Genomic DNA, 21,783 nt, shown 5'->3' with positions numbered 1-21,783 from the left:
AAGCAAGGGCTTTCAGCCTCGCGCGAAGCGGTCCACCCCCTTCTTTCTTAACAGGTGGCCAGCATGATCGCCCACGGCACTAACCCGCCTAGCCCAACGCTAGAGCCCATCGCCAACAACGGCTTTTGGCCAGAAATAAACCCCAACGACTTCCGTGAAGAAGAGCGCGTGCACAGCGTCACGCCCAAGCGACTAACACAATCGCTGCGCGCCGCCATGGCAGATGTAAACCGCCAGTTGGCCGACTACCAAGCCGAACAGCAGGAAAGCGGCCGCGCCACGATTGACGAAGTACCGGTCGAAAACTGGCAGACCCCCGGCGATCTCCAGCTGCTCTACCGCCGCGCCGTCTACGCACAAGCACAGGCGGATCTCCTAGAACGCTACCGCGATGCTTCCGCAACAGGCGAAGGCGACGAACGCGGCGAAGCCAAAGACCTCGCGGCAGACGACTACCGCGCCGATGCCCGTTGGGCCATCGCAGAGCTGACCGGCATCAACCACACCACGGTCGAGCTGATATGAACCGCATCGTGCGCGCCCACCAGGGCGAAACGTTAGACGCCCTGCTCTACCGCGTGTACGGCAGAACGGCAGCGATTACTGAGCAAACGCTGCAGCTAAACCCGCACCTGGCCGAGCAAGGCCCGTTGCTCAAAGAGGGAACGCCGGTCACGCTACCGCCGCCACCGGACACCCGCGAAACCAAAAAGCCAAAAATCCAGCTCTGGAGCTGAACGAACACAAGGGGAACCCATGGCCGAACCATCAACCGCCGCTGCCGCCGGTACCGCATCGCTCGCCGCGTTGGTGATCGGCATGCTGCCCGGCATCGACGCCAATGCAGTCGTAGGCGCATTTTGCGGCGCCACGCTATTCGTCATCAGCGCCAAAGAGCTAGGCATTCTGGAGCGCCTGGCCTACCTGTTCATCAGTTTTTGGGTGGGGTACCTCGGCGGCCCTGCCACGCTAGGCAGCATGCTCGAGCACTCTGCCGTAGCCGCGTTCATTGCATCCGCCGTTTCCGTAACCGCCGGGCTAAGAGCGATTGAAGGAGTAAAAACGCTCGACCTGAAAGCCTGGCTTGGGGGCCGTAAGTGAACATCGTTGATGCCATCACATTAGCCGCTGCGCTCGTGATCCTGGCGCGGTTGCTCACCTTTCGCCGCCGCACTGCACGCTATCGCCCTGGCATCGCCCTGCTGTCATGGCTGTTAGTGGTGGCCACCACGTATCTAGCCGTCATGGGGCCACCATCCCATGACGCCGTGCGCTGGGTGATCGCTATCACCCTAGTAGCGCTGGCCATCGGCCTCATCCGCACCGGCGGCAACGTCGCCCACCTCATCCGCCCACTACGGAGGCAATAGCATGTTGCTACGCCAAGGCTCCATCGGTCCCAGTGTCACCGCGCTGCAGCGCGAGCTAAAAGCCAACGGTTACCCGCTGAGCATCGACGGCCACTTCGGCCCGAAAACCGAGCAAGCCGTGCGCGGCTACCAGCGCTCACAAGGCCTAGTCGTTGACGGCATCGCAGGGCCGAAAACCCGCGCCGCGCTGCATGGCCAGAAAAATGAACGAATGCTGCGACAAGTGGATCTCGTCGACGCAGCAGATCGGCTAGGCGTGGAGTTAGCGGCCGTCATGGCAGTGAATGAAGTTGAGAGTCGTGGTAGCGGGTTTCATTTTGGGGGGCCACGCAACGGTGCGCCGGTCATTCTGTTTGAACGCCACATCATGCGCCGTCAGTTACAGCATCACGCGATTAACCCCATGCCGTATCAACACGCGATGCCCGACATCGTCAATGCCAGTCCCGGCGGTTATCTCGGTGGTCACTGGGAGCACAACCGCCGCGAACGCGCGGGCAAGATTCACGGTGCAGCGTCGATTGAGTCGGCAAGCTGGGGGCTGTTCCAGATCATGGGCTTTCACTGGAAACGCCTGGGGTATGAGTCCGCAGAAAACTACGCCGCCGACATGGCCATCAACGAAGCCAACCAGCTAGATGCCTTCGTGCGCTTTATCGAAAAAGATAAGGCGATTCATGCCGCCCTGCGCCGCCACGATTGGGCAGACTTCGCCAGCCGCTATAACGGCCCCAACTACGCCGCCAACGACTACGACACCAAGCTAGCCGCCGCCTACCGCCGCCACACACAAGGCTTGAGGTTGGCCGCATGAACAAGCTAGTCCTGTTAGCCAGCGCCGCCGCGCTGGCCACCACCTTCGCCGCTGGCTGGCAAGTCGCCAACTGGCAAAACGACAGCCACGCCCTCACCGCCGAGCGCGCTGCCCAGCAAGCCATCAACGCTGCCATGGCGCGCGAATCCGAGATCGCCGCCAACGTCGAAACGCGCCTGGCAGAGCTGCAGGCCAATGAGCGGGTCATCGATAGGGGAATCATTCGTGAAATTCAAAAGCCGATTTACCAGCGCGTGTGCCTTGAGCCTAACGTTATCCGCCTGCTCAACCACGCCGCCGCAGGAACCCAGCCCGATACAGCAGAACTTGATGCAGCGCTGCCCTGACACCCTACCGCCACTCACCGACGGCACCGGCAGCGATGTCACGCTCACGATGACAGCCTGGGCAGCTGAATATCACGGCTGCGCAACCCGCCATAACGGCCTAGTCGAGTCGCTCCAATGATCAAACTCCAATCCCTACGCCAACACCTACTCGCATCGGTCGAAGAGCTGCGCCGAAACCCCGAGCAGCTCCACACCTTCGTGAACGATGGCAAGGTGAAGTTTTCGCGCGGCACAAACCTGACCCACCAATACACCGTCGAAGCTCAAATCATCATCACCGACTACAGCGGCAGCCTCGACACGGTCATGGTCCCACTACTGCAGTGGCTCAACACCTACCAGCCGGATTTCATCGAAGAAGAGGCGGTACAGATTGAAGCCGAGATCCTCAGCAACACCCACTGGGATCTCGCGCTGACCGTGCGCCTCACCGAGCGCGTCGTGGCGAAAGTGGATTGCAGTACCGGCCGCATCAACGCCGAGCACCGCATGCCCGAGTACCCCGCCGATGCCTGCCCCGCCAAACACTGGCAGCTCTATATCAAGCACCCCGAAAATGCAGAGCATGATCTTGTAGCGGAATGGGATAGCCCCGCATGAGTACCGACCTCGAACAAGAGCTGCAGCAGTTGGATAACTGGCTAACGCCGCTGATCGAAAGCCTAAGCGCCAAAGAGCGACGCGTGCTGGCCAGAGAAGTGGCGCGGGATCTGCGTATTGCCAATCGCGAGCGCATCAAGGCTCAAACCAACCCCGACGGCACACCGTTTGAACCACGCAAACAGCTACGCGGCCGAAGCGGAGCCATCCGCCGCAAAGTGATGTTCACGGGACTGCGCACGGCCAAATACCTCAAGATCAAAACCACCGCCGACGAAGCCGCCGTGGGCTTTTTGGGTCGCGTCGCCCGCATCGCCCGCGTGCATCACTACGGGCTGCGCGACCGCGTCGAGAAAGGCGGCCCACAGCACCAATACGCTCGCCGTGAGCTGATCGGCATCACCGCCAAAGACGCCGATCACATCGCTGAAAGCGTCCTGAACCACCTGTCGCCGCCCAGCTAGCCCCCGCCGCTTGTCCTGCAAGGCTGGCACAACGCCAACCGCTACCCATACGCGCGCAAGCCTCACACCATTGGTGGCATGAACAACGTCGCCGAACTACTCCGCCTGATTCAAAACCTCATTCGCTTCGGTGCCATCGCCGAGGTGGACCACGGCGCGGCGGGTGAACGCCTGCCCACCGTGCGCGTGCGCTCGGGGGATCTGCTCACCGGTTGGCTACCCTGGGCCGGTGGCCGCGCGGGCACTACCCGCGATTGGAACCCGCCCACCGTTGGCGAACAGGTAATGATCCTCTCTCCCGGCGGGGATCTCGCCAACGGCGTGGCCATGCCCAGCCTGTTCCAATTCAGCGCCCAACCACCGACCAATGACCCCGGCAAAATCAGCCGCGCGTTTCCCGATAGCGCCCTGTTTGAATACGACCATGCCAACAGCGTGCTACGCATCAACCTGCCGGGCTCCATCGAAATCACCGCCCCCGGCGGCACGCAGTGGGTAGGCGGCATCCAGCACAAAGGCGATATGCAGCGCGAAGGCAGCTACAGCCAGCAGGGCGGTACCCATACCCACAACGGTAAAAACACCGGTAGCGACCACAAGCACGGCGGCATTCAACCCGGCCCCGCGAACACAGGAGAGCCCATCTAATGCCCGGCATGAACGTCCAAACAGGCAAGCGGCTGGATGGCATCGACCACATCCGCCAAAGCGTTGACGACATCATCACCACGCCCATCGGCTCCCGCGTCATGCGCCGCGACTACGGCAGCCTTGTGCCCGAGCTGCTCGACATGCCCATGAATGACGCCCTCCTCATGCAGGTCTACGCCGCCACCATCATCGCCGTCACCCGCTGGGAACCACGCATTCAAATCACCGGCGCGCGCCGCACCGTCGACACCCAGCAACACGGTGCCGTGGTGATCGAGCTGCAAGGCCGCACTGCCGATGGCCAAGCCATGAACGTAGGAGTGCCCCTGGCATGAGCACTGCGATTGATCTTTCACAACTGCCCGTGCCTAACGTGGTCGAAACCATCGACTACGAAGAGATTCTGGCAGAGCTGCTCGCTGACCTGGTCGGCCGTTACCCTGAATTTGACGTACCCGCCGAGTCCGACCCCATCTACAAAGTGCTGGAAGTCGCCGCCTATCGGGAAATGTTGGTTCGCCAGCGGGTCAACCAAGCCGCCCGCGCCGTCATGCTGGCCTACTCCGAAGACGAAGACCTCGACAACCTCGGCGCGCTCTTCAACGTCAAACGGCTGCAAACCTACGCAGGCGACCCCGCAGCTATTCCTCCGGTACCACCGGAGTACGAAACCAACCCCGACTTCCGCCGGCGGATTCTGCTTTCTCTCGAAGGGCTATCAACCGCAGGGCCAGAAGGCGCCTACATATTCCATGCCCTCTCCGCCAGCGGCAGCGTATTAGACGCCAGTGCCACCAGCCCCGCCCCCGGTGATGTCGTCGTCACCGTGCTAGGCCGTGAGGGCGACGGCACCGCACCGCCCGAGCTGCTCGATGCTGTGGAGCAAGCCGTCAGCGCCGAAACGGTGCGCCCGCTGACGGATCACGTCACGGTGCAAGGGGCCGAGATCGTGCCCTACACCATCGCCGCCACGCTCTACTTTCAGCCGGGGCCAGATAGCCAAGTCGTCCTCGCCGAAGCACAAGCGGAAGCTCAACGCTACGCGGATCGCCAACACCGGCTAGGCATGGACATCACCCTGTCAGGCGTTTACGCCGCCCTGCACCGCGCAGGCGTCCAGCGTGTCGAGCTGGCAAGCCCTTCGGCCACGATCAACGTCAACCGACAGCAAGCCGCCTACTGCACCGCTATCGCGCTCACCGATGGGGGCGTACATGAGTAACCACCTGCTACCCGCCAACGCCACCGCGTTAGAAAAGAGCGCCGCAGAAGCCACCGCTCGCGTGTCAGACGTCCCCACGCCGCTGCGCGACCTATGGAACCCGGATAACTGCCCCACCGAGCTACTCCCCTGGCTCGCGTGGTCGCTCGGCGTCGCCGCATGGAAGCCCTACTGGTCCGAGCGCATCAAGCGCGAACGCATCCGCCAAGCCGTCGAGATCCACCGCCGCCGGGGCACCGCGCAATCGGTGCGCCGCGTAGTCGAGAGTTTCGGCGCGGGCGTGGCAATCCGCGAATGGTGGCAAACCGAGCCCAAAGGCACACCGCACACGTTTGAACTGGTGCTCACCGTGCGCGCCGACAACAACGCCGCCGAACTACAAGACGACATCATCCAAGAAGTTCACCGCGTCAAACCCGTGCGCAGCCACTTCACCCTAATCGCAGGCATCGCCGCCGAAGGGGGCATCGGCACGTATGCCGCCGCCCGCCCCATCCTTTATCGACGCTTACAGACCGAGGAATAACATGGCGCTCAACATCACCATCACCGACGCTGGGCGTGCTGAAATCATCAACGCCAACAACACCGGCACCGCCCCCGTCACGCTCACCCATATCGGGTTTACCGCCGCCGCGTTCACGCCCAACGCCGGGCTCACCGCGTTGCCCAGTGAAATCAAACGGGTCAGCAGCATCGCGGGCGAGATCGTCGCGCCGGATACCATCAGCGTCACCGCCAAAGACGAAGGCCAAGACACCTACACCATCCGCGGCTTCGGGATTTTTACCGGGTCCGGCACCCTGTTCGCCGTGTATGGCCAAGCTGACCCTATTATCGAAAAGTCCAGCGGCTCCACCATGCTGCTCACCATCGATGTCGTGCTGGCCGACATCGACGCGGCCAGCCTGGAATTCGGCGACATCAGCTTCAGTAACCCACCCGCCAGCCTCACCACCCCTGGCGTGGTCACCCTCAGCAATGCCACCGACAGCACCGCCCAACACCAAGCCGCTACGCCGCGCGCGGTGAAGTCGGCCAACGACAATGCCAACACACGCCTAGCCAAAAGCCAGAACCTCGCCGACCTCACCAGCGCCGCCACGGCGCGAGTTAACCTTGGCCTGGGCGCATCGGCCACGCTCGGAAACACTGCGCTACGCACCTCCACCAGCACCACGCTTTTGCTACAAGCGGCGGCAATGAACGACCACCGCACCAGTGGCGACCACGACAACCGCTACCCCCAGCGCGGCAACAACCTAAGCGACCTGCCCAGCCCAAGCCAGGCGCGCAGCAACTTAGGCCTCGGTGCCTCCGCCACCATGGGCACCACCGCAAGCCGCACCTCCAGCAGCACTGCTACCGTGCTGCAAGCCAAGGCGATGAACGACCACCGTCAGAGTGATGATCACGATGGGCGGTATCCATTACTCACTAACACGGGATCGGCAGCGGCGCGAGATGTTCAAGAGAACGCGACTGACAACACATCGAACCGGCTAATGGAAGTAGGTGCTTTTGGCATCGGAAGCGGGGTCGCTCCTTACAAAAACAACTTAAATGATTTATTCGTAACAGGTATTTATCGTTTCGATACAAGCACATTAGGCGCGCCACCGCAGCTGGCATTGGGTATCGTGTTTGTACTAGGAGCTTATAACGCTACTCAAATCGCTGTACCACGAGCCACCACTAACTCGGTGTTACTAACACGCAGCTTTGCAAGCAATGAGTGGGGCGAATGGGTCGAGCTATACCACTCTGGGAACCTATCTCCAGTAGAAGTCAGTAGGCAAATTAGCACCGGTGATGGCTTGAAAGGGGGAGGTAACTTAGAAAGCAACCGTACGATTAGCGTGGACAGTAGCGTATTAAGAAAAAGCGATATTCAAACCGAACCGACGGATAACACAGCAGGAAAAATAATGGCGGTGGGGGCTTTCGGAATCGGCGTTTCGAAAGGAGGAGTACTAGCCCCCGATAACGACATAGAAAAAGCACTCATTAGCGGGTTTTATCAATGCGATGAAAACACGCTGAACATGCCAATAGATGTACAAAATAGTCAGCTCGCTCGAGGCACTGTCTATGTGGGTTCGGGAATTAACAGTAATACAACGACGCTCATTTTCGTCAGCTCTCACTCTAGCGCGATGTACATGCGAAGGCGCGCCAATAGTGCTTGGCAACCGTGGGTAAAAATGTACCACGGGGACAATCTAAATCCCGTCGAAACCTCTAGACAAGTAATTAGCGGCGATGGTCTCCAAGGAGGAGGAAGTCTTGCAACGAATAGAACTCTATCCGTTGACAGCAGTGTCGTTCGTACTAGTAGAACCATTACAGCAGGAAGCGGCTTAACAGGCGGTGGTAATTTATCGAGTAACCGAACGCTTAGTGTCGACAGCAGTGTACTGAGAGCTAACCAAGTTCAAAACAGCTATACAGACGATTCCATCGGAAAACTCTTAACGGTCGGAGCATTCGGCTTAGGGGGCGGGGATCCTGCCTGGCCGAACGCATCATTACTAGATACGTCCGGCATGAAAACAGGCTTTTATAGATATGCGAATGTGACTGATCGGCCATCCTCTGCCTATGGGGCTGTTCTTTATCATCGAGAAGGGGGTGGAGAAACACTTCTCGCGATCGCCAGTGCATACAGTAACTCTCCCAATCCCACACTTTACGTCAATCGCAAAACTTCCAGCACTGGGTCTTGGTCTGGCTGGGTAACCTATTACCACACAGGTAATCTTTCAGAGGCCTTTCCCATATCCAAAGGCGAATCCTACTGGCATGAACTCCCGAACGGCTGGATTGAGCAAGGCATGAACCTCACGTTGCCCGGTGGGCAAACAGAGATCTATGCCCCTTGGCCAACTACATTTCCTAACAGGGCATCGCAGTACAGCGCCTCACGCTTGTCGGCAGCCGTCGGGCCTGCCGATATCATCGGCGCCACGCTCACACGCTTTGGCATCACTATTAACCTGCCTTCCACCACCAGCGGGCCGCGTACCTTCAGCATTACAGTAAGGGGCTATTAAGATGACCACGTTCTACAGCGCCGCTACCAACAGCTTCTACGACACCCGTCTCTTCGGCGAGCCCACGCACACGATCATAGACCCCGACTTTGAATGGCCGATGGTTGAGGTGCCCGATCCTAACCATCAGGGCGAAGACGACGCGCCATTAATCCAGGTACGCGATGACACCATCGAACCGCCAATGATCACCGTCCCCAATCCCGATTGCCGCCTGCCTGAAGACGCCGTCGAAATCACCGAGGCACAGCACCAGGCGCTAATGCAAAACGACGGCAGCAAAGTGCTAGCACCCGCCGACGACGGCTACCCCTCCCTAGTCGACCGCCCGCCGGTCACGCTTGGCAAGTTGGCCGACCAAAAGCGCCGTGAAATAAACGCCGCATCAGTCGAAGCATTAGCAGCAGTGCGCAACGAATACCCCGACTACGAGCAGCTCAGCTGGGAGCGTCAAGAGCGTGAAGCGCTGGAGGGTGGTGGCCCGTTGATCGAATCCATCGCCAACGCACGCGGCCTAGAACTCAGTGAGCTAATCGACCGGATCCTGGAGAAATCTAACCTCTACCAACAAGCAGCGGGCAACGTCATCGGAAAGCGCCAAGCCCTTGAAGACCGGATCGCCGCGGCGCTAAAAAACGGCGACCGCGACACCATCAGTTCTCTGAGCTGGTAAGCGATGCCCGCCGTATTGGCGGGCATGGTGGTTTACTCAGATTCGGACTCGCTATCCTCCCATAGCTGCCAAATACGAATGCAAAATTTCAGGAGTTTCCAGAGGTGTTTCAACACTAGGGCTAGATAGGGCATGACAATATTCCATGATGGCTACCCTAGTGATAAGGGGCACATTCCCCAAATGTGCCCTTTTTTGTGCCGTTTTTTTCGCACAACGCCCGCCACTACCCTCCCGCGCGCAACCCCCACACCATGGCACCACTAACACCGCCAAACGAACCCAGTACCGCTTGAACCTGCGCAGGAGACAAGCCCATGACCGAACGCTTCCACGGCGTCCGTGTGACCGAGATCAACGAAGGCACGCGCCCTATCAAAACCGTATCCACCGCCGTCATCGGGCTGGTGGCCACCGCGCCCAATGCCAGCCCCGGCGTCGCCGCCAGTGTCGTAATCGATGGCCTTGAGGCCAACGGAAACCTTACCTACACCGCCGCCAATGTCGGTGTGAATGGTGACAACATCCGAATCACCCACCGTGACCCCGGCGAGCCCTCCACCGCCATCAACGTCGCAGTAGCCGATAAACACGTCACCATTACGCTCGCCACCGATGCCGAAGGCGAGATCCTCAGCACCGCCGATGAAGTGGCCACCGCCATTTCAGCGGATAGCGCCGCCTCGGCGCTGGTCAGCGTGGCCATCAACGGCGATGGCCAAGGCACCCCGGCCACTGTCCAAGCCGTGCGCCTCACCGGCGGCATCAATGAACCCTTCCCGCTGAACGAACCGGTGCTGCTCACCAACCTGTACACCGCCATCGCCAACGCCGGGGCAGGCGGCACGCTGCGCCGCGCGCTGACGGCCATCGTGGAAGAAACCAAAGCCGTGGTGGTCGTGGTGCGCGTCGAAAAAGGCAGTGACGAACAAGCTACCGCCGCCAACGTGATCGGCGGCGTAGATCAAGCCACTGGGCAGAAAACCGGCATTCAAGCGTTCACAGCCGCCGAGACCAAGTTCGGCGTAAAACCGCGCATTTTCGGCGCGCCGGATCTCGACACCCAAGCCGTCACCGCCGCCCTCGCAGGCATCGCCCAGCAGCTACGCGGTTTCGTGTACGCCTACGCCCACGGCTGCCAAACCAAAGAAGAAGCCCGCATGTACCGGGAAAATTTTGGCCAGCGCGAAGTGATGATCCTCTGGCCCAACTGGCAAGCGTTCGATGTCGACGCCGAAGAAACCCTCCCGCTGCCCGCCGTCGCCAAAGCACTCGGCCACCGCGCCAAGCTGGATAACCAGATCGGCTGGCACAAGACGCTTTCCAACATGCCCGTGAATGGCGTCACCGGCATTAGCAAAGACGTCTCCTGGGATCTGCAAAACCCCGCCACCGATGCGGGCTATCTGAACGACGCCGACGTCACCACGCTGATCCGCAAAGAAGGCTTCCGATTCTGGGGCTCTCGCACCTGCTCAGCAGATCCGCTCTTCGCGTTCGAGTCCTACACCCGCACCGCGCAAGTGCTGGCGGATACCATCGCCGAAGCCCATTTCTGGGCCGTCGATAAACCCATGCACCCCAGCCTGGTGCGCGACATCATCGAAGGCGTTAACGCCAAGTTCCGCGAACTCACCCGCAGCGGCTACATCCTCGGCGGCTCCGCCTGGTTTGATGAAGAGCTGAACAGCCCCGAGGTGTTGAAGTCCGGCAAGCTCTACATCGACTACGACTACACCCCGGTACCGCCCCTGGAAGACCTCACCTTCCAGCAGCGCATCACCGACCGTTACTTGGTCGACTTCGCCGCCCGCATCAGCGAATAAACCGCCGCCGCCATAGGCCATGACAGGAGCCATCAGCATGCTTCCCAATATCCTCAAAGACTTTAACTTGTTCGGCGACGGCAACAACTGGCAGGGCATGGTGCCCGAGCTAACGCTGCCCGAACTCGCCCGCCGCATGGTCGAGTACGAAGGCGGCGGTATGGACGGCCCCATCGAAGTCGACCACGGCAACGAACTGCAAACCTTCGAATGGACCCTCGGCGGCATGACCGTCGCCGGTCTGTTCGATACCTACGGCAGCCCCATTCACGACGCCGCCCTACTCCGCATGACAGGCTCTTACGAATCCGACGAAGACGGCAGCATCATCCCGGTCGAGATCGTCATGCGCGGCCGCCATAAAACCATCAACCTCGGCGATGCCAGCAAAGGCGACAACAACCAAATCAGCGTCACCACCACGCTGAGCTACTTCAAGCTCACGGTGGACGGCGAAGACGTGATCGAGCGCGACGTGCCCGGCTACGTGTTCAACGTGCGCGGCGAAGATCGCCTCGCCCAGCGCCGTCGCGCCCTCGGCCTATAACTCAACCTCACCAACCATCAAGGTCGCTCCGGCGGCCCACCCCATAGGAATGCACCACCATGACCGACAACACCGAAGCCCAAGCCGTAGAAGCCACCGAAGCCAAGCCCGCCACTGCCCCCGGCGTACCCACTGAAACCGTCGAGCTCGAAACCCCGCTACAGCGTGGCAAAACGCTGGTGAAAGAGATCACCGTGCGCAAGCCGATGAGTGGCGGCATGCGCGGCGTCAGCTTGGTGGACATCATGAACCTGGACGTAGCCGCCCTCACCAAAGTCATGCCCCGCATCACCACGCCCGCGCTCACCGAAGCCGAGCTGAAAACCATGGACATCGTGGATCTCGTGCAACTCGGCACGGCGCTGAACGGTTTTTTAACCCCAAAGAAGTTCAAGGAAATCGAAGCCTAGCGCTTCCGGAGTTTGTCGAAGACGCCATGGCGGATCTCGCCATGGTGTTCCACTGGGAGCCACAAGCCATGGACGGCATGGAACTCGACGAACTCATGGAATGGCGCGAACGCGCCCGCAAACGCCACGAAGGCGCCAAGCCCAAAGGTGGCAAGCAAGGCAAAAAGTAAGGCAGCCAATAGGGAAAACCGATGGCACGTAATCTACGACTGCAAGTGATGCTCAACGCCGTGGACCGTGTCACCGGCCCACTCAAACGCATGCGCCAAAACGCTGGCCACACCGGCCAGGCCATGCGCGAAACCCGCGACCAGCTCAAAGAGCTACAGCACACCCAAAGCGACCTCACCAGCTACCGCAAGGCCAACGCCGCCATGCGGCAGAACACCCGGGCGATGCGCGACGCTCGAGCACGCAACCAGCAATACACCCAAGCACTCGAACAGCAGCGCGAAGCCCACGCCAACGTCAAATCAGGGCTCACCGTTGCCCGCCGCGAATACGACCGCCTCGCCCGCGAGCTACTACGCACCAAACAACCCAGCGACCAGCTCACCGCCTCGCTAGAACGCGCCCGCGTGCGCCTGCATGGCCAGCAAAGCGAGTTCGATCGCTCCGCCCGCGCCCTGCGGGAATATCGCAACCGAACCCGCCACGCAGGCGAAGAAGTCAAACGGCTCACCCAAAACCACGCCACGCAAACCGAGCGCATCCGTGGCCTAAAAACGCGCCTGGATGAAGCGGGCATCAGCACCGACAACCTGGGCCGAAGCGCCCGAGAGCTGCGCACCAAAGAGGAACGGCTCAACACCGCCCTGCAGGAACAGAAACGCCACCTCTCCGAAGTTGCCGAACGTCAGCGCCGCTTAACCCAAGCCCGCGACCGCTACCAAAACGGCATGGCCAACGTCGCCCGCGCCCAAGGCGTGGGTATGGGCATGTTCGGCACCGGTATTGCGCAAGGTTACGCCGCCAGCCGCCTGCTAATGCCAGGCGTCGCCTGGGGCGAACAGATGAGCACGCTACAAGCGGTCGGCCGCTTTGGGGCAGACGATGAACGCTACCAGGCGTTGCGTGAACAATCCCGCGAGCTAGGCGGCTCCACCGCGTTCAGTGCCACCGAAGTCGGCGGCGGCCAAGAGTTCCTGCTGCGCGCGGGGATGAGCGCGGAAGCCATTCAGGCCTCGATGCGCGACGTGCTCGATCTCGCCCTGGCAAACAACACCGAGCTAGCCCGCGCGGCGGATATCGCCTCCAACATCGCGGGCACCTTCAAAATCGATATGGAAGCCGACGGCGCAATGGCACGCGTCGCGGACATCCTCTCCGGTACTGCCAGCCGCGCGAACGTCAATCTGGAAATGCTCGGCGAAACCATGAAGTACCTGGGCGGCTCCGAAGATCTCGACCTCACCATGGAACAAGCCGCCGCCATGGCGGGCTTGATGGGTAACATCGGCATTCAAGGCAGCATGGCCGGTACCGCCATGCGCGCCATGGCCAACCGCCTGACCGACCCCGCGAAGGCAGGCCGCGACGCTATGGAACAGCTCAACCTCGAAGTGGCCGATGCCAGTGGCAACATGCGCGCCATGCCCGACATTCTCCGCGACATCAACAACGCCACGCGGGATCTCGGCAACGTGGAGCGCCGCGCCCTGCTCTCCAAAATCTTCGGCGCCGAAGCCGGGTCCGGCATGACCGAGTTGGTCAACGGCATGTCCGAAGGCATGCTGGACGACCTCATCAACGCCCTGCAAACCAACGCCGGGGAAAACGCCGAGATGGCCCGCGTCATGGCCGACAACCTCGGCGGCGACCTCAAGAGCCTGCGCAGTGCCTGGGAAGAAGTCGGCATCAGCATCACCGACACCAACGACGGCCCCTTGCGTCAGCTTGTACAGAACATCACCACCATCACGCGCGGCGTGGGCGAGTGGATCAAAGCCAACCCCGAGCTAGCGGGCACCATCGCCAAGGTGGCGGCGGGCATGATCGCCCTGGCCACGGTGGGCGGTGCCGTCACAATGACGTTCGCCAGCATCCTCTCCCCGCTGCTGTTCGCCAAGTTCGCCATGACCACGCTGGGCATCAAGGTCGGTGGCCTAGGCACCGCATTAGGCTGGATCGCCAAAACCGCCATCCCCTGGGTGGCCGGTGCGCTGAAGGGGCTATTAGTCGCCATGGGGCCAATCGGCTGGGGCATTGCCGCCATCGCCGGTGCCGCCTACCTGATCTACAAATACTGGGAACCCATCAAGGCGTTTTTCGTGGGCCTATGGCAGCAAGTGAAAGCTGCGTTTGATGAAGGCGTGGGCGGCGTCGCGCGCCTACTCATCAACTGGTCACCCTTAGGGCTGATCTATAACGCGTTTACCAGCACGTTAGAACGGCTGGGCGTCTCAGTGCCCGAAGGCTTCCGCACGCTAGGCGGCTTTGTGATCGATGGATTGCTGAGCGGGATGGGGGCAAAACTCGCCGCGTTGCGCGAGTGGGTCACCGGCATGGCCAGCAGCGTGGCCACTTGGTTTAAAAACGTGCTGGGCATCAACTCACCCAGCCGTGTGTTTGAAGGCTTCGGCATCAACATAGTGGAAGGCATGATCAACGGGATCGCCAGCATGGCCGGGGCTCTCCGCGACCAAGTCATGGGCATGGCGGGCAACATCGCCGGTTGGGTACAAGAAGCCATGACCAGCGCGTGGGACTCCATCGGTGATGGGGCAAACCGAGCCATGGAGTGGGGTCGGGAGACAGCGGCCGGAATGGGCAACGGCATCCGCGACGGTGCCAACCGTGCCACCGAAAGCGCCGCTAACCTCGCCAATGATGTCACTGGCACCGTGCGTAACTGGCTCGACATCAACTCCCCCAGCCGCGTGTTTGCCACCATTGGCAACTTCGTCTCACAAGGCCTGGCCAACGGTATCGAAGACGACGCCGACAGCCCCATAAAGCAAGTGCGCGGCCTTGCCAACAACCTGCGTAACGCCGCCGGTGGGCTCATGCTCGGTGCCGGGCTGGCCACCAACGCCAGCGCCGCCAACATCGACACCAGCGCGGTACAGATCGACGCCCGCCCACCGCTGCAAAGCCACGCCAGCGCAGCCCCCAGCGGCGGGCTAGTGATTCATGGCGGCATCAACATCGAAGTACACGCTGCCCCCGGCATGGATGAGCAAGCGCTGGCCAGAATGGTGAATGAGCAAGTGCAACGCGCCCTCCAAGATGCCGAGCGCCGCGCCGCCGCTGCCAGCCGCCGCAACTTCCACGATAACGATTGAGGGCAACCCCATGATGATGACTTACGGATTATTCGTCTTCGGCCTCAGCACCGCCGCTTACCAAGAGCTACAGCGGCAAACCAACTGGCGGCACGCCAGCACCTCGCGCATCAACGCTCGCCCGGTGCACCAGTTCCTTGGCCCCGGTGACGACACCATCAACCTCACCGGCACCCTGCTGCCCATGTTCACCGGCGGCCAACAGAATCTCGATATGCTCCGCGCCCTGGCCGATGAAGGCCGGGCATGGCCGCTGATCGAAGGCACCGGCACCTACTACGGCATGTACACCATCGAAAGCCTCACCGAGCGAAAAAGCGAGTTCTTTAGAGACGGCGCCGCCAAGCAAATCGAGTTCGATATCAAACTCACACGGATTGATGAAGGCCGAACCGAACTGCTCGGCATCCTGGAAAGCAGCGCCCTACGCGCTATTACCGGAGCACTGGCATGACCATGCAACCCGACTACCGCATCAGCCTACAGGGCCAAATCATCAGCCCCGAGTTCCGCGCGCGCCTGGCATCGCTCACGCTGCATGATCGGCGCGGCATGCAAGCGGATCAGCTCGATATCACCCTCACCGACGACGACGGCATGCTCGATATACCCCCCACCGGGGCGGAACTTACCCTGGCCATCGGCTGGAAAGGCCAAGCGCTCACCGAGCGCGGCACGTTTATCGTGGACGAAATCGAGCACACCGGCGCACCGGATACCCTCAACATCCGCGCATCCAGTGCCAACATGCGCGCAGGCCTGCCGGGGAAACGGACACAAAGCTGGGATAGCGTGACGGTGCGAGACATTATCGAAACCATCGCCGCGCGGCATGACCTAGTGGCCAGCGTGGGCGCAACGCTGGCAGGCGTGCGCATCACCCACATCGACCAAACCGACGAATCAGACCTCCACTTCCTCACACGCTTGGCAGAGAGATTCGACGCGGTGGCCACCGTCAAAACCGGCCACCTGATTTTTGTACCCGCTGGCCAAGCCACAACAGCCACCGGGCTAGAGATTCCGCCCATTCAGCTGCGCCGCCAAAGCGGCGACCAGCACCGCTACCTAAAAGCCGAACGCGATGCGTACACCGGCGTGACCGCGCTATGGAATAACACCGCCCAAGCCACCCGCGAAGCCGTCACCGTCGGCGACCCACAAAACGCACAGCAGCTACGCCACACCTACGCCAGTGAGGAAGAAGCGTTAGAGGCCGCCCAAGCCGAATGGCAACGCATACAACGCGGCACCGCCTTTTTCAGCATCAACCAGGCAATAGGCAACCCCGAACTATTCCCCGAAACGCCTGCCTGGTGCATCGGCTGGAAACCACAGATCGACGCCACGCCCTGGATCATCACCGAAGTGACCCACAGCCTCACCGATGCCAGCTACACCACGGCGCTACAGCTAGAAAAGCGCTCCGAACTATAAACAGGGTTATTGGGGTTATAAATTTTGACAGGCTCACAAAACGGGGTTATAGTAACCCCATATTCAACGACGAAGGGGCAGGAGGTGAACAGCAGAGCACTGATCAAGCAATTGGAAGCGGATGGATGGGCACTAGTCAGAGTCAAAGGCAGCCACCACCACTTCAGGCACCCGACCAAACCCGGCACCATCACCGTGCCACATCCGAAAAAGGATCTGAAAACGGGATTGGTCAAAGCCATCAGGAAAAGCGCTGGCCTCGAATGAGGCTGGCCACTGCTGCCCCCACTGATAGAGGTGAGCCATGTTATTTCCCATTGCCATTGAACGCGGCGACGAACAACACGCCTATGGCGTCGTGGTGCCCGACCTGCCCGGCTGCCACTCCGCAGGCGACACCTTCGAAGACGCCTTGGCCAACGCCAAAGAAGCCATCGATGGCTGGCTGGAAGTGGCCGTTGAATACGGCGACCCCATCCCCGAAGCCACGTCCATCGAACATCACATGGACAACCCCGACTTCACCGGCTGGATCTGGGCCGTTGTCGATATCGACGTGACCCCGTACCTGGGCAAAAGCCACAAGATCAACGTCACCCTGCCCGACCTCCTGGTCAAACAGATCGACGACTTCGTGGCCCGTCACCCCGGCGACAAAACCCGCTCCGGCTTTCTCTCCCGCGTCGCCATGGCCGAACTGGCCAGGAACAAACAAGCCAGCTAACCCCCACGCAAAAGCCCCGCACTCAGCGGGGCTTTTGATAACAGGCTATTTCATACTGGCTGCCAACACACAATTGCATCAGGCTGCCACATCATTGAGCTGCCATTGTAAGCCCGAATTGGCCCCTTTAATTTGCGGTCAAGCCCCCGGTACGGGCGTCTTCAAAAACAGCTCAAAAACCAGCCTAATTAAATTTATTTTTAATACAAAATCAATAACTTACATCACTTAATAAATGCTATAGGCTACTATTTTTTCCCTATAGCTCTTGCGCTGTACACTTAAAGTGTCAGACTATAGGTAACTGACATACCCATCAGAACATCAGAAATGGCGGAATTTTCCGTGAATCGATGTGTAAGAAAGGCTGCAAAGGAGGCCAAGACCATGAAGATGTCATCTTCACGCCGTCAGCGTCTGCTGAGCGCCGTCGGTAGCCTTATCGACATCCAGCCAAATACTCGTTATCGTGATCTGATTGACGCTCATAAAACCGATCTTGAACGACTCAGCTCTGACTGGGAACAGATCGGTAAAGACATGGACCGCGCTGTCGAACGATATGACCAAACCTTCATCAAACCCTCAGCCCGCCAGCGAGTCGCAGAAGCCTGATCAAACGGATCACGACGAGCATACGCCACATCATCAAAACCTTCGGGCGGATCAAGAAGCTGATTCGCCTGAGGATCAACAAGAGCTCGCCGAACTTGGCACCCTGCTAAGCAAAGACGATCTCTCAGATGAAGAACAGCAGGCACTTACTCAACTACTGCAGCGCCACAAATCAGACGTTGCGGTGGCCATCAGCCGACGCACTACCTCGGCATTTCAAGGGCCTTTACCCCCTCCCAGTATTTTGAGCGGCTATGAGGCTATAGTGCCTGGCTCGGCAGCCAAAATAATCGACTGGGCTGACAGCGAACGCGAACACCGCCACCGTACGGAAACGACGATTGTACGTGCTGAGACCACTCGTGATTTACGTGGCCAATTACTAGCCGCAACAGTAGCACTGGCAGGTTTCAGCGTAGCGGCTTTTGCTTTGTACTTAGACCATGCAGGCGTCGCTGCGATGATCACAGCCATGGATATAGGTGGTATGGTCGCGGCCTTTATCTATGGTCGACGCAGCGCCGAAGACTAGGCACATCAGAAAATACCCTAAGGCTATTCACAAAAAGCCCCCAACCAATCCATGGCCGGGGGCGTGGGTGCCGCATCCTTCTGGCGAGGCGGAATCCGTCCCGCGTGCTTCCAAGCGACGAAGGAATCGTCTCAAAAAAACACCGGCACATCTGTAGGCCATTGCTGATTCGTGTGTAAGAGATCACTTACACGGCTCAGCAATCCGCCTACGCCCCCGTGTCGATAAGCCCCGTAATTTTACCAAATTCGACCTTGACCAACGCTACGACCCTCACTATATAAAGTATAGTACTCTATGGTGGAGTACCATATATAGCCACTTGAGGGCATTCGGCATGACCAAAACGACCGTCAATAAGAGCGCGAAAACTGGCCGCTTTGTTTCCGCGAAAGAAGTGAAGGCAAAGCCCAGCACCACGTTCGTTCAGACAGTGACCAAGCCGAGTGGAGGAAAAGGCAAGAAAAGCTAATACAAATAAGCCCTTAGTCATCGGCAATGGCTAAGGGCTTTTTACTGACAGAAGTACGCCTACACCGCCCAACACCGCGCTTGCCTGACCACCACCCCGCGAAACTGCGTCGCGGTGATGAAGCACCCTTCCCCACCCGAAGGTGGCAATAAGCGGCAGCGGCTGCCGACGCGGTGGGTTTTGAATAATCGGAACTCGCCCTCTACCTCCGCCACCACCAGATCGGCGTGACCATATGAGCGGGCTTCGTCCACCACCAGCACATCGCCCTCCATCCATGGCCCACCTGGGGGCACTTCGTCGCCGATCTCGACCAGAAAACAACTCGGCGGAAACTTCCGCCGGTCCATCTCCGCTACCGCAGGGTGCTCCACACCCACCACGGCAGGCCCCAAGTAGTTCACTCGCATCCGCGTTCCCCTGTTGGCTCCATTACGAGCGATGCACTGCACCGCGTCCCAATGTCTTATACTGTAAAAATTATCAGTACTTAACAAGGGTTATGGAATTAATTCTTGTGGCCATAACAAAGAGGCCTGATAGACAATTCAACAAATAGCTGGAAAATTCTATTACCTACGCAGTAGGATTAGCCCAAGCTGTTCAGAATAATTTGATCTGTGGACTGTGGAAAATTCACACTAATGATTATTTATAAACGTTAATAAAGAGAGGCTACAAGGTGGAAGAGATACCAAAAGAAATCACTTTAGCGCTAAGTTTTAAAACAGTACTAATAACTATGTTTTCTGCAGGTTTAGCAATAATAATAGCCTCTATACTCAAGCCCTCAATACTCGTACTTCGAGATTTAACGGCATGGAAACTAATAGACATTTTCTTTTTAAACGAAAAAACAAAAAACAACATAGAAAGACTGCAACGTTACAAAAAAAGAGTAGCCACACAGTTTTCAAACTTTGCAGAATATGAAATAGATGAAAAATACGGCGCAGTGATATCAGCCAGAATTGACGGAGAACACACGTCTGAAAATTATGCATTCATACACGATGATACAAAGTCATTCATTGAAAAGGAAATAATCGCGCTTGAAGAAAACATCAAAACAAAAACAATCCGATTATCATTTATACTGCAACACCTTGAAATAAAAGAAGTTGAAAACCCTTTGACGGAATTAAGAAAAAAATACGCTATACATTACCAAAATGACATGCCAAGAAAAGTAAAAGTAGACTACGACTGGACTTCACAGGATGCCTTGATTGAAATCAAAAAGCACCTCTAGCACAAATAAACTAAGATCAATTAGTGAGTAGCGCATGAAACCTTTTAATAACCATAAGCATAGTAAGTACAATATTTACAAAAACAGCAACAACTAACCCTGAAGTCACTTGTAAACCTATCTGTCTAAAACAAGAAAGATTCTCTCCAATCATGGACATGCCAGCCACCGAAAAAATCACTAAAACAATAGATGCAACAATAGTGTAACAAATATTTTGATAAAGCTCTTTGAGAAGAATTAATTTGTCATCAGCACTTCCACCTACTAAACGGCTTTTATCTTGAACGTCTTTTATTTTGGCTTCTTGGTCATAAACCAATACCAAAACACTCATTAGAAGAGCTGTCGAGATTGCACCAAAATTCACCGTGAGAGTAAGAATATTATCGCTTATACCGTGTGAGAAAAAAGCAACCAAAACACCAAGAAGTGCTGGCAGCAAGAAAAATGAGAAAACATCTATGAATGATATTTTCTCCTCGCCATCTTTATAGACATTTAATGTTTGGCAATGCTTTTTAAGAATAAAAAAGACATCTATTTTTCTAGACATAACTTAACCCCCATGCCTGGATAAACCTTAGCACAAATATCATTAACCACACCTACAGCCCATTCATACATTTCATTAAAGTCAGGCACACCATGCTCTACCGTCACTTCTTCGCCTAAGTCTAGCCGAAACACAGGATTCTGCCTATTACCTCCAATACGGAAAACTCTTTCTTTTCCATCAATTGCAACAACTGCTTTTAAGTCTTTACAGTTTGTTTCTAAAAACTCAATGGCTTCAGATCTTTCACCCTTACGAAAATTCAAAAATTTACCAAAGCTTCTATTGCGCTCAGGCTTCAGAACTAGAATTGCCTGTTTATGCCCCATCCCAGGAAGGGCGTCAGTTTTATCTGAAAAAGGGGTAAAGTTTATAGCCCTTATCTCTTTAACCTGACCTTGAAGCCATTGCTCAACAGCTTTCTCATAAGCCACTGGGTTAAACTGAAGATTCAATTTTGTCTGAGCCTTAAACCTATTCCCAAACTTCTTATCCAGAATAGTTTTAATGCCATTGCCACTAATATTGTGCAAAACAAAAATTGCTTCATTCTTTTTCTCAGGAGAAAAAAGCAGATAAAAAATCTCTTTCACATCAGCATCATTTGGCTTTTTTGCATAGCTAAGCTTTCCAGTTCTATAATCTTGTATATTCCCTTTATTGCCAAACTCACCAGTGTTTATAACACCCCATATACACCTCCCCCCTGCAGAGACATTCGGCTGTTGAAAAGAAATAACAGTCTTATCCTCTTCTGAAACCTCAAAATCATCCTTTGTTAATTCATCAGCAAAGGCCTTGAATATATCAACAATATCTTTCCCATTCACATCATCTAAAGGAGCGTAATTTGACCCGTCATCATATTTTTTATGCTTATTAAATGCCCGCATGTGATACAGAGAAACTGAATGCATACTTATCCCTTGCT

31 protein-coding genes are annotated in these 21,783 nt (G+C 57.5%); 28 read left to right on the top strand and 3 right to left on the bottom strand.

Features of this window, described 5'->3' with window-relative positions:
* The first annotated feature begins 63 nt into the window (after positions 1 to 63).
* From CTT34_RS05390 to CTT34_RS18575, 27 genes are all read left to right on the top strand, one after another.
* Entirely contained in the window at positions 64 to 525 is a 462-nt protein-coding gene (locus CTT34_RS05390) for a head completion/stabilization protein (RefSeq protein WP_159341529.1), read from the top strand.
* Positions 522 to 737: a tail protein X gene (locus CTT34_RS05385; RefSeq protein WP_159341528.1), complete on the top strand. Its 216-nt coding sequence runs from the start codon at positions 522 to 524 to the stop codon at positions 735 to 737. The genes CTT34_RS05390 and CTT34_RS05385 overlap by 4 nt, the downstream gene beginning before the upstream one ends.
* Before the next feature lie 19 nt (positions 738 to 756).
* The gene (locus CTT34_RS05380; RefSeq protein WP_159341527.1) at positions 757 to 1,101 is read left to right on the top strand and encodes a putative holin; all 345 of its coding nucleotides are present in this window, start codon (positions 757 to 759) and stop codon (positions 1,099 to 1,101) included.
* On the top strand, positions 1,098 to 1,370 hold the full coding sequence (locus CTT34_RS05375) for a phage holin family protein (RefSeq protein WP_159341526.1): 273 nt from the start codon (positions 1,098 to 1,100) through the stop codon (positions 1,368 to 1,370). Before CTT34_RS05380 ends, CTT34_RS05375 begins: the two co-directional genes overlap by 4 nt.
* Position 1,371: 1 nt before the next feature.
* Positions 1,372 to 2,184 (top strand): N-acetylmuramidase domain-containing protein, encoded by an 813-nt coding sequence (locus CTT34_RS05370; protein WP_159341525.1) that lies wholly within the window; start codon positions 1,372 to 1,374, stop codon positions 2,182 to 2,184.
* Positions 2,181 to 2,531, top strand: coding sequence for a hypothetical protein (locus CTT34_RS05365; RefSeq protein ID WP_159341524.1), 351 nt, complete (start codon positions 2,181 to 2,183; stop codon positions 2,529 to 2,531). The genes CTT34_RS05370 and CTT34_RS05365 overlap by 4 nt, the downstream gene beginning before the upstream one ends.
* A complete protein-coding gene (gene lysC / locus CTT34_RS18700; protein WP_475326169.1) occupies positions 2,446 to 2,652 on the top strand; it encodes an Rz1-like lysis system protein LysC in 207 nt (68 codons plus the stop codon). Before CTT34_RS05365 ends, lysC begins: the two co-directional genes overlap by 86 nt.
* Positions 2,649 to 3,134 (top strand): phage tail protein, encoded by a 486-nt coding sequence (locus CTT34_RS05360; protein WP_159341523.1) that lies wholly within the window; start codon positions 2,649 to 2,651, stop codon positions 3,132 to 3,134. The genes lysC and CTT34_RS05360 overlap by 4 nt, the downstream gene beginning before the upstream one ends.
* Positions 3,131 to 3,598 carry a phage virion morphogenesis protein gene (locus tag CTT34_RS05355; RefSeq protein ID WP_159341522.1) on the top strand — a complete coding sequence of 156 codons (468 nt, stop codon included), beginning with the start codon at positions 3,131 to 3,133 and terminating at the stop codon, positions 3,596 to 3,598. Before CTT34_RS05360 ends, CTT34_RS05355 begins: the two co-directional genes overlap by 4 nt.
* Before the next feature lie 78 nt (positions 3,599 to 3,676).
* Positions 3,677 to 4,246, top strand: coding sequence for a phage baseplate assembly protein V (locus tag CTT34_RS05350; protein ID WP_159341521.1), 570 nt, complete (start codon positions 3,677 to 3,679; stop codon positions 4,244 to 4,246).
* Complete coding sequence (locus CTT34_RS05345) at positions 4,246 to 4,584, top strand: GPW/gp25 family protein (RefSeq protein WP_159341520.1); 339 nt, start codon at positions 4,246 to 4,248, stop codon at positions 4,582 to 4,584. Before CTT34_RS05350 ends, CTT34_RS05345 begins: the two co-directional genes overlap by 1 nt.
* Positions 4,581 to 5,471, top strand: coding sequence for a baseplate assembly protein (locus tag CTT34_RS05340; protein ID WP_159341519.1), 891 nt, complete (start codon positions 4,581 to 4,583; stop codon positions 5,469 to 5,471). The genes CTT34_RS05345 and CTT34_RS05340 overlap by 4 nt, the downstream gene beginning before the upstream one ends.
* Positions 5,464 to 5,997 (top strand): phage tail protein I, encoded by a 534-nt coding sequence (locus tag CTT34_RS05335; protein ID WP_159341518.1) that lies wholly within the window; start codon positions 5,464 to 5,466, stop codon positions 5,995 to 5,997. Before CTT34_RS05340 ends, CTT34_RS05335 begins: the two co-directional genes overlap by 8 nt.
* Position 5,998: 1 nt before the next feature.
* Positions 5,999 to 8,524, top strand: a complete 2,526-nt coding sequence (locus tag CTT34_RS05330) for a tail fiber protein (RefSeq protein ID WP_159341517.1) — start codon at positions 5,999 to 6,001, stop codon at positions 8,522 to 8,524.
* Position 8,525: 1 nt separating this feature from the next.
* Positions 8,526 to 9,197, top strand: coding sequence for an HU family DNA-binding protein (locus tag CTT34_RS05325; protein WP_159341516.1), 672 nt, complete (start codon positions 8,526 to 8,528; stop codon positions 9,195 to 9,197).
* A 317-nt stretch (positions 9,198 to 9,514) separates the two neighbouring features.
* Entirely contained in the window at positions 9,515 to 11,023 is a 1,509-nt protein-coding gene (locus tag CTT34_RS05320) for a phage tail sheath protein (RefSeq protein ID WP_217352981.1), read from the top strand.
* A gap of 37 nt (positions 11,024 to 11,060) precedes the next feature.
* Complete coding sequence (locus tag CTT34_RS05315) at positions 11,061 to 11,570, top strand: phage major tail tube protein (RefSeq protein ID WP_159341515.1); 510 nt, start codon at positions 11,061 to 11,063, stop codon at positions 11,568 to 11,570.
* 59 nt (positions 11,571 to 11,629) lie between these two features.
* Entirely contained in the window at positions 11,630 to 11,980 is a 351-nt protein-coding gene (locus CTT34_RS05310; protein ID WP_159341514.1) for a phage tail assembly protein, read from the top strand.
* A gap of 26 nt (positions 11,981 to 12,006) precedes the next feature.
* On the top strand, positions 12,007 to 12,150 hold the full coding sequence (locus CTT34_RS05305) for a GpE family phage tail protein (RefSeq protein WP_159341513.1): 144 nt from the start codon (positions 12,007 to 12,009) through the stop codon (positions 12,148 to 12,150).
* A gap of 21 nt (positions 12,151 to 12,171) precedes the next feature.
* Positions 12,172 to 15,264: a phage tail tape measure protein gene (locus tag CTT34_RS05300; RefSeq protein WP_159341512.1), complete on the top strand. Its 3,093-nt coding sequence runs from the start codon at positions 12,172 to 12,174 to the stop codon at positions 15,262 to 15,264.
* Between the two features lie 10 nt (positions 15,265 to 15,274).
* Positions 15,275 to 15,718, top strand: a complete 444-nt coding sequence (locus CTT34_RS05295; RefSeq protein WP_159341511.1) for a phage tail protein — start codon at positions 15,275 to 15,277, stop codon at positions 15,716 to 15,718.
* Positions 15,715 to 16,701, top strand: coding sequence for a contractile injection system protein, VgrG/Pvc8 family (locus tag CTT34_RS05290; protein ID WP_159341510.1), 987 nt, complete (start codon positions 15,715 to 15,717; stop codon positions 16,699 to 16,701). The genes CTT34_RS05295 and CTT34_RS05290 overlap by 4 nt, the downstream gene beginning before the upstream one ends.
* Before the next feature lie 84 nt (positions 16,702 to 16,785).
* A complete protein-coding gene (locus CTT34_RS05285; protein WP_159341509.1) occupies positions 16,786 to 16,968 on the top strand; it encodes a type II toxin-antitoxin system HicA family toxin in 183 nt (60 codons plus the stop codon).
* Between the two features lie 37 nt (positions 16,969 to 17,005).
* Positions 17,006 to 17,425, top strand: a complete 420-nt coding sequence (locus CTT34_RS05280; protein ID WP_159341508.1) for a type II toxin-antitoxin system HicB family antitoxin — start codon at positions 17,006 to 17,008, stop codon at positions 17,423 to 17,425.
* Positions 17,426 to 17,812: 387 nt separating this feature from the next.
* A complete protein-coding gene (locus CTT34_RS05275; RefSeq protein WP_159341507.1) occupies positions 17,813 to 18,040 on the top strand; it encodes a hypothetical protein in 228 nt (75 codons plus the stop codon).
* Positions 17,988 to 18,572, top strand: a complete 585-nt coding sequence (locus tag CTT34_RS05270) for a DUF2335 domain-containing protein (protein WP_159341506.1) — start codon at positions 17,988 to 17,990, stop codon at positions 18,570 to 18,572. The genes CTT34_RS05275 and CTT34_RS05270 overlap by 53 nt, the downstream gene beginning before the upstream one ends.
* 337 nt (positions 18,573 to 18,909) lie before the next feature.
* The gene (locus tag CTT34_RS18575) at positions 18,910 to 19,044 is read left to right on the top strand and encodes a hypothetical protein (protein WP_302476123.1); all 135 of its coding nucleotides are present in this window, start codon (positions 18,910 to 18,912) and stop codon (positions 19,042 to 19,044) included.
* Positions 19,045 to 19,103: 59 nt separating this feature from the next.
* On the opposite strand, the gene CTT34_RS05265 is transcribed toward CTT34_RS18575, so the two are convergent.
* The gene (locus CTT34_RS05265) at positions 19,104 to 19,454 is read right to left on the bottom strand and encodes a S24/S26 family peptidase (RefSeq protein WP_159341505.1); all 351 of its coding nucleotides are present in this window, start codon (positions 19,452 to 19,454) and stop codon (positions 19,104 to 19,106) included.
* Between the two features lie 272 nt (positions 19,455 to 19,726).
* On the opposite strand from CTT34_RS05265, the gene CTT34_RS05260 reads away from it, so the two are divergent.
* Positions 19,727 to 20,296 carry a hypothetical protein gene (locus tag CTT34_RS05260; protein WP_159341504.1) on the top strand — a complete coding sequence of 190 codons (570 nt, stop codon included), beginning with the start codon at positions 19,727 to 19,729 and terminating at the stop codon, positions 20,294 to 20,296.
* 16 nt (positions 20,297 to 20,312) lie between these two features.
* On the opposite strand, the gene CTT34_RS05255 is transcribed toward CTT34_RS05260, so the two are convergent.
* A complete protein-coding gene (locus CTT34_RS05255; RefSeq protein ID WP_159341503.1) occupies positions 20,313 to 20,852 on the bottom strand; it encodes a hypothetical protein in 540 nt (179 codons plus the stop codon).
* The gene (locus tag CTT34_RS05250) at positions 20,837 to 21,769 is read right to left on the bottom strand and encodes a hypothetical protein (RefSeq protein WP_159341502.1); all 933 of its coding nucleotides are present in this window, start codon (positions 21,767 to 21,769) and stop codon (positions 20,837 to 20,839) included. Before CTT34_RS05250 ends, CTT34_RS05255 begins: the two co-directional genes overlap by 16 nt.
* Between the last annotated feature and the right edge of the window lie 14 nt (positions 21,770 to 21,783).

The sequence above is a fragment of the Halomonas meridiana genome, assembly GCF_009846525.1.
GTDB lineage: Bacteria > Pseudomonadota > Gammaproteobacteria > Pseudomonadales > Halomonadaceae > Vreelandella.
Note: the sequence above shows the minus strand (reverse complement) of the source record. Positions and strands in the feature narration are given on the sequence as shown.

Excerpts from the sequence above, each read along its gene's own strand:
- CTT34_RS05295 (WP_159341511.1), top strand. The coding sequence starts at position 15,275 with ATGATGATGACTTACGGATTATTCGTCTTCGGCCTCAGCACCGCCGCT.
- CTT34_RS05315 (WP_159341515.1), top strand. The coding sequence starts at position 11,061 with ATGCTTCCCAATATCCTCAAAGACTTTAACTTGTTCGGCGACGGCAAC.
- CTT34_RS05385 (WP_159341528.1), top strand. The coding sequence starts at position 522 with ATGAACCGCATCGTGCGCGCCCACCAGGGCGAAACGTTAGACGCCCTG.
- CTT34_RS18575 (WP_302476123.1), top strand. The coding sequence starts at position 18,910 with ATGACCAAAACGACCGTCAATAAGAGCGCGAAAACTGGCCGCTTTGTT.
- CTT34_RS05380 (WP_159341527.1), top strand. The coding sequence starts at position 757 with ATGGCCGAACCATCAACCGCCGCTGCCGCCGGTACCGCATCGCTCGCC.
- CTT34_RS05305 (WP_159341513.1), top strand. The coding sequence starts at position 12,007 with ATGGCGGATCTCGCCATGGTGTTCCACTGGGAGCCACAAGCCATGGAC.
- CTT34_RS05290 (WP_159341510.1), top strand. The coding sequence starts at position 15,715 with ATGACCATGCAACCCGACTACCGCATCAGCCTACAGGGCCAAATCATC.
- CTT34_RS05250 (WP_159341502.1), bottom strand. The coding sequence starts at position 21,769 with ATGCATTCAGTTTCTCTGTATCACATGCGGGCATTTAATAAGCATAAA.
- CTT34_RS05390 (WP_159341529.1), top strand. The coding sequence starts at position 64 with ATGATCGCCCACGGCACTAACCCGCCTAGCCCAACGCTAGAGCCCATC.
- CTT34_RS05275 (WP_159341507.1), top strand. The coding sequence starts at position 17,813 with ATGAAGATGTCATCTTCACGCCGTCAGCGTCTGCTGAGCGCCGTCGGT.
- CTT34_RS05280 (WP_159341508.1), top strand. The coding sequence starts at position 17,006 with ATGTTATTTCCCATTGCCATTGAACGCGGCGACGAACAACACGCCTAT.
- CTT34_RS05255 (WP_159341503.1), bottom strand. The coding sequence starts at position 20,852 with ATGTCTAGAAAAATAGATGTCTTTTTTATTCTTAAAAAGCATTGCCAA.
- CTT34_RS05310 (WP_159341514.1), top strand. The coding sequence starts at position 11,630 with ATGACCGACAACACCGAAGCCCAAGCCGTAGAAGCCACCGAAGCCAAG.
- CTT34_RS05370 (WP_159341525.1), top strand. The coding sequence starts at position 1,372 with ATGTTGCTACGCCAAGGCTCCATCGGTCCCAGTGTCACCGCGCTGCAG.
- CTT34_RS05355 (WP_159341522.1), top strand. The coding sequence starts at position 3,131 with ATGAGTACCGACCTCGAACAAGAGCTGCAGCAGTTGGATAACTGGCTA.
- CTT34_RS05335 (WP_159341518.1), top strand. The coding sequence starts at position 5,464 with ATGAGTAACCACCTGCTACCCGCCAACGCCACCGCGTTAGAAAAGAGC.
- CTT34_RS05265 (WP_159341505.1), bottom strand. The coding sequence starts at position 19,454 with ATGCGAGTGAACTACTTGGGGCCTGCCGTGGTGGGTGTGGAGCACCCT.
- CTT34_RS05340 (WP_159341519.1), top strand. The coding sequence starts at position 4,581 with ATGAGCACTGCGATTGATCTTTCACAACTGCCCGTGCCTAACGTGGTC.
- CTT34_RS05270 (WP_159341506.1), top strand. The coding sequence starts at position 17,988 with ATGACCAAACCTTCATCAAACCCTCAGCCCGCCAGCGAGTCGCAGAAG.
- CTT34_RS05330 (WP_159341517.1), top strand. The coding sequence starts at position 5,999 with ATGGCGCTCAACATCACCATCACCGACGCTGGGCGTGCTGAAATCATC.
- CTT34_RS05325 (WP_159341516.1), top strand. The coding sequence starts at position 8,526 with ATGACCACGTTCTACAGCGCCGCTACCAACAGCTTCTACGACACCCGT.
- CTT34_RS05365 (WP_159341524.1), top strand. The coding sequence starts at position 2,181 with ATGAACAAGCTAGTCCTGTTAGCCAGCGCCGCCGCGCTGGCCACCACC.
- CTT34_RS05320 (WP_217352981.1), top strand. The coding sequence starts at position 9,515 with ATGACCGAACGCTTCCACGGCGTCCGTGTGACCGAGATCAACGAAGGC.
- CTT34_RS05360 (WP_159341523.1), top strand. The coding sequence starts at position 2,649 with ATGATCAAACTCCAATCCCTACGCCAACACCTACTCGCATCGGTCGAA.
- CTT34_RS05300 (WP_159341512.1), top strand. The coding sequence starts at position 12,172 with ATGGCACGTAATCTACGACTGCAAGTGATGCTCAACGCCGTGGACCGT.
- CTT34_RS05345 (WP_159341520.1), top strand. The coding sequence starts at position 4,246 with ATGCCCGGCATGAACGTCCAAACAGGCAAGCGGCTGGATGGCATCGAC.
- CTT34_RS05350 (WP_159341521.1), top strand. The coding sequence starts at position 3,677 with ATGAACAACGTCGCCGAACTACTCCGCCTGATTCAAAACCTCATTCGC.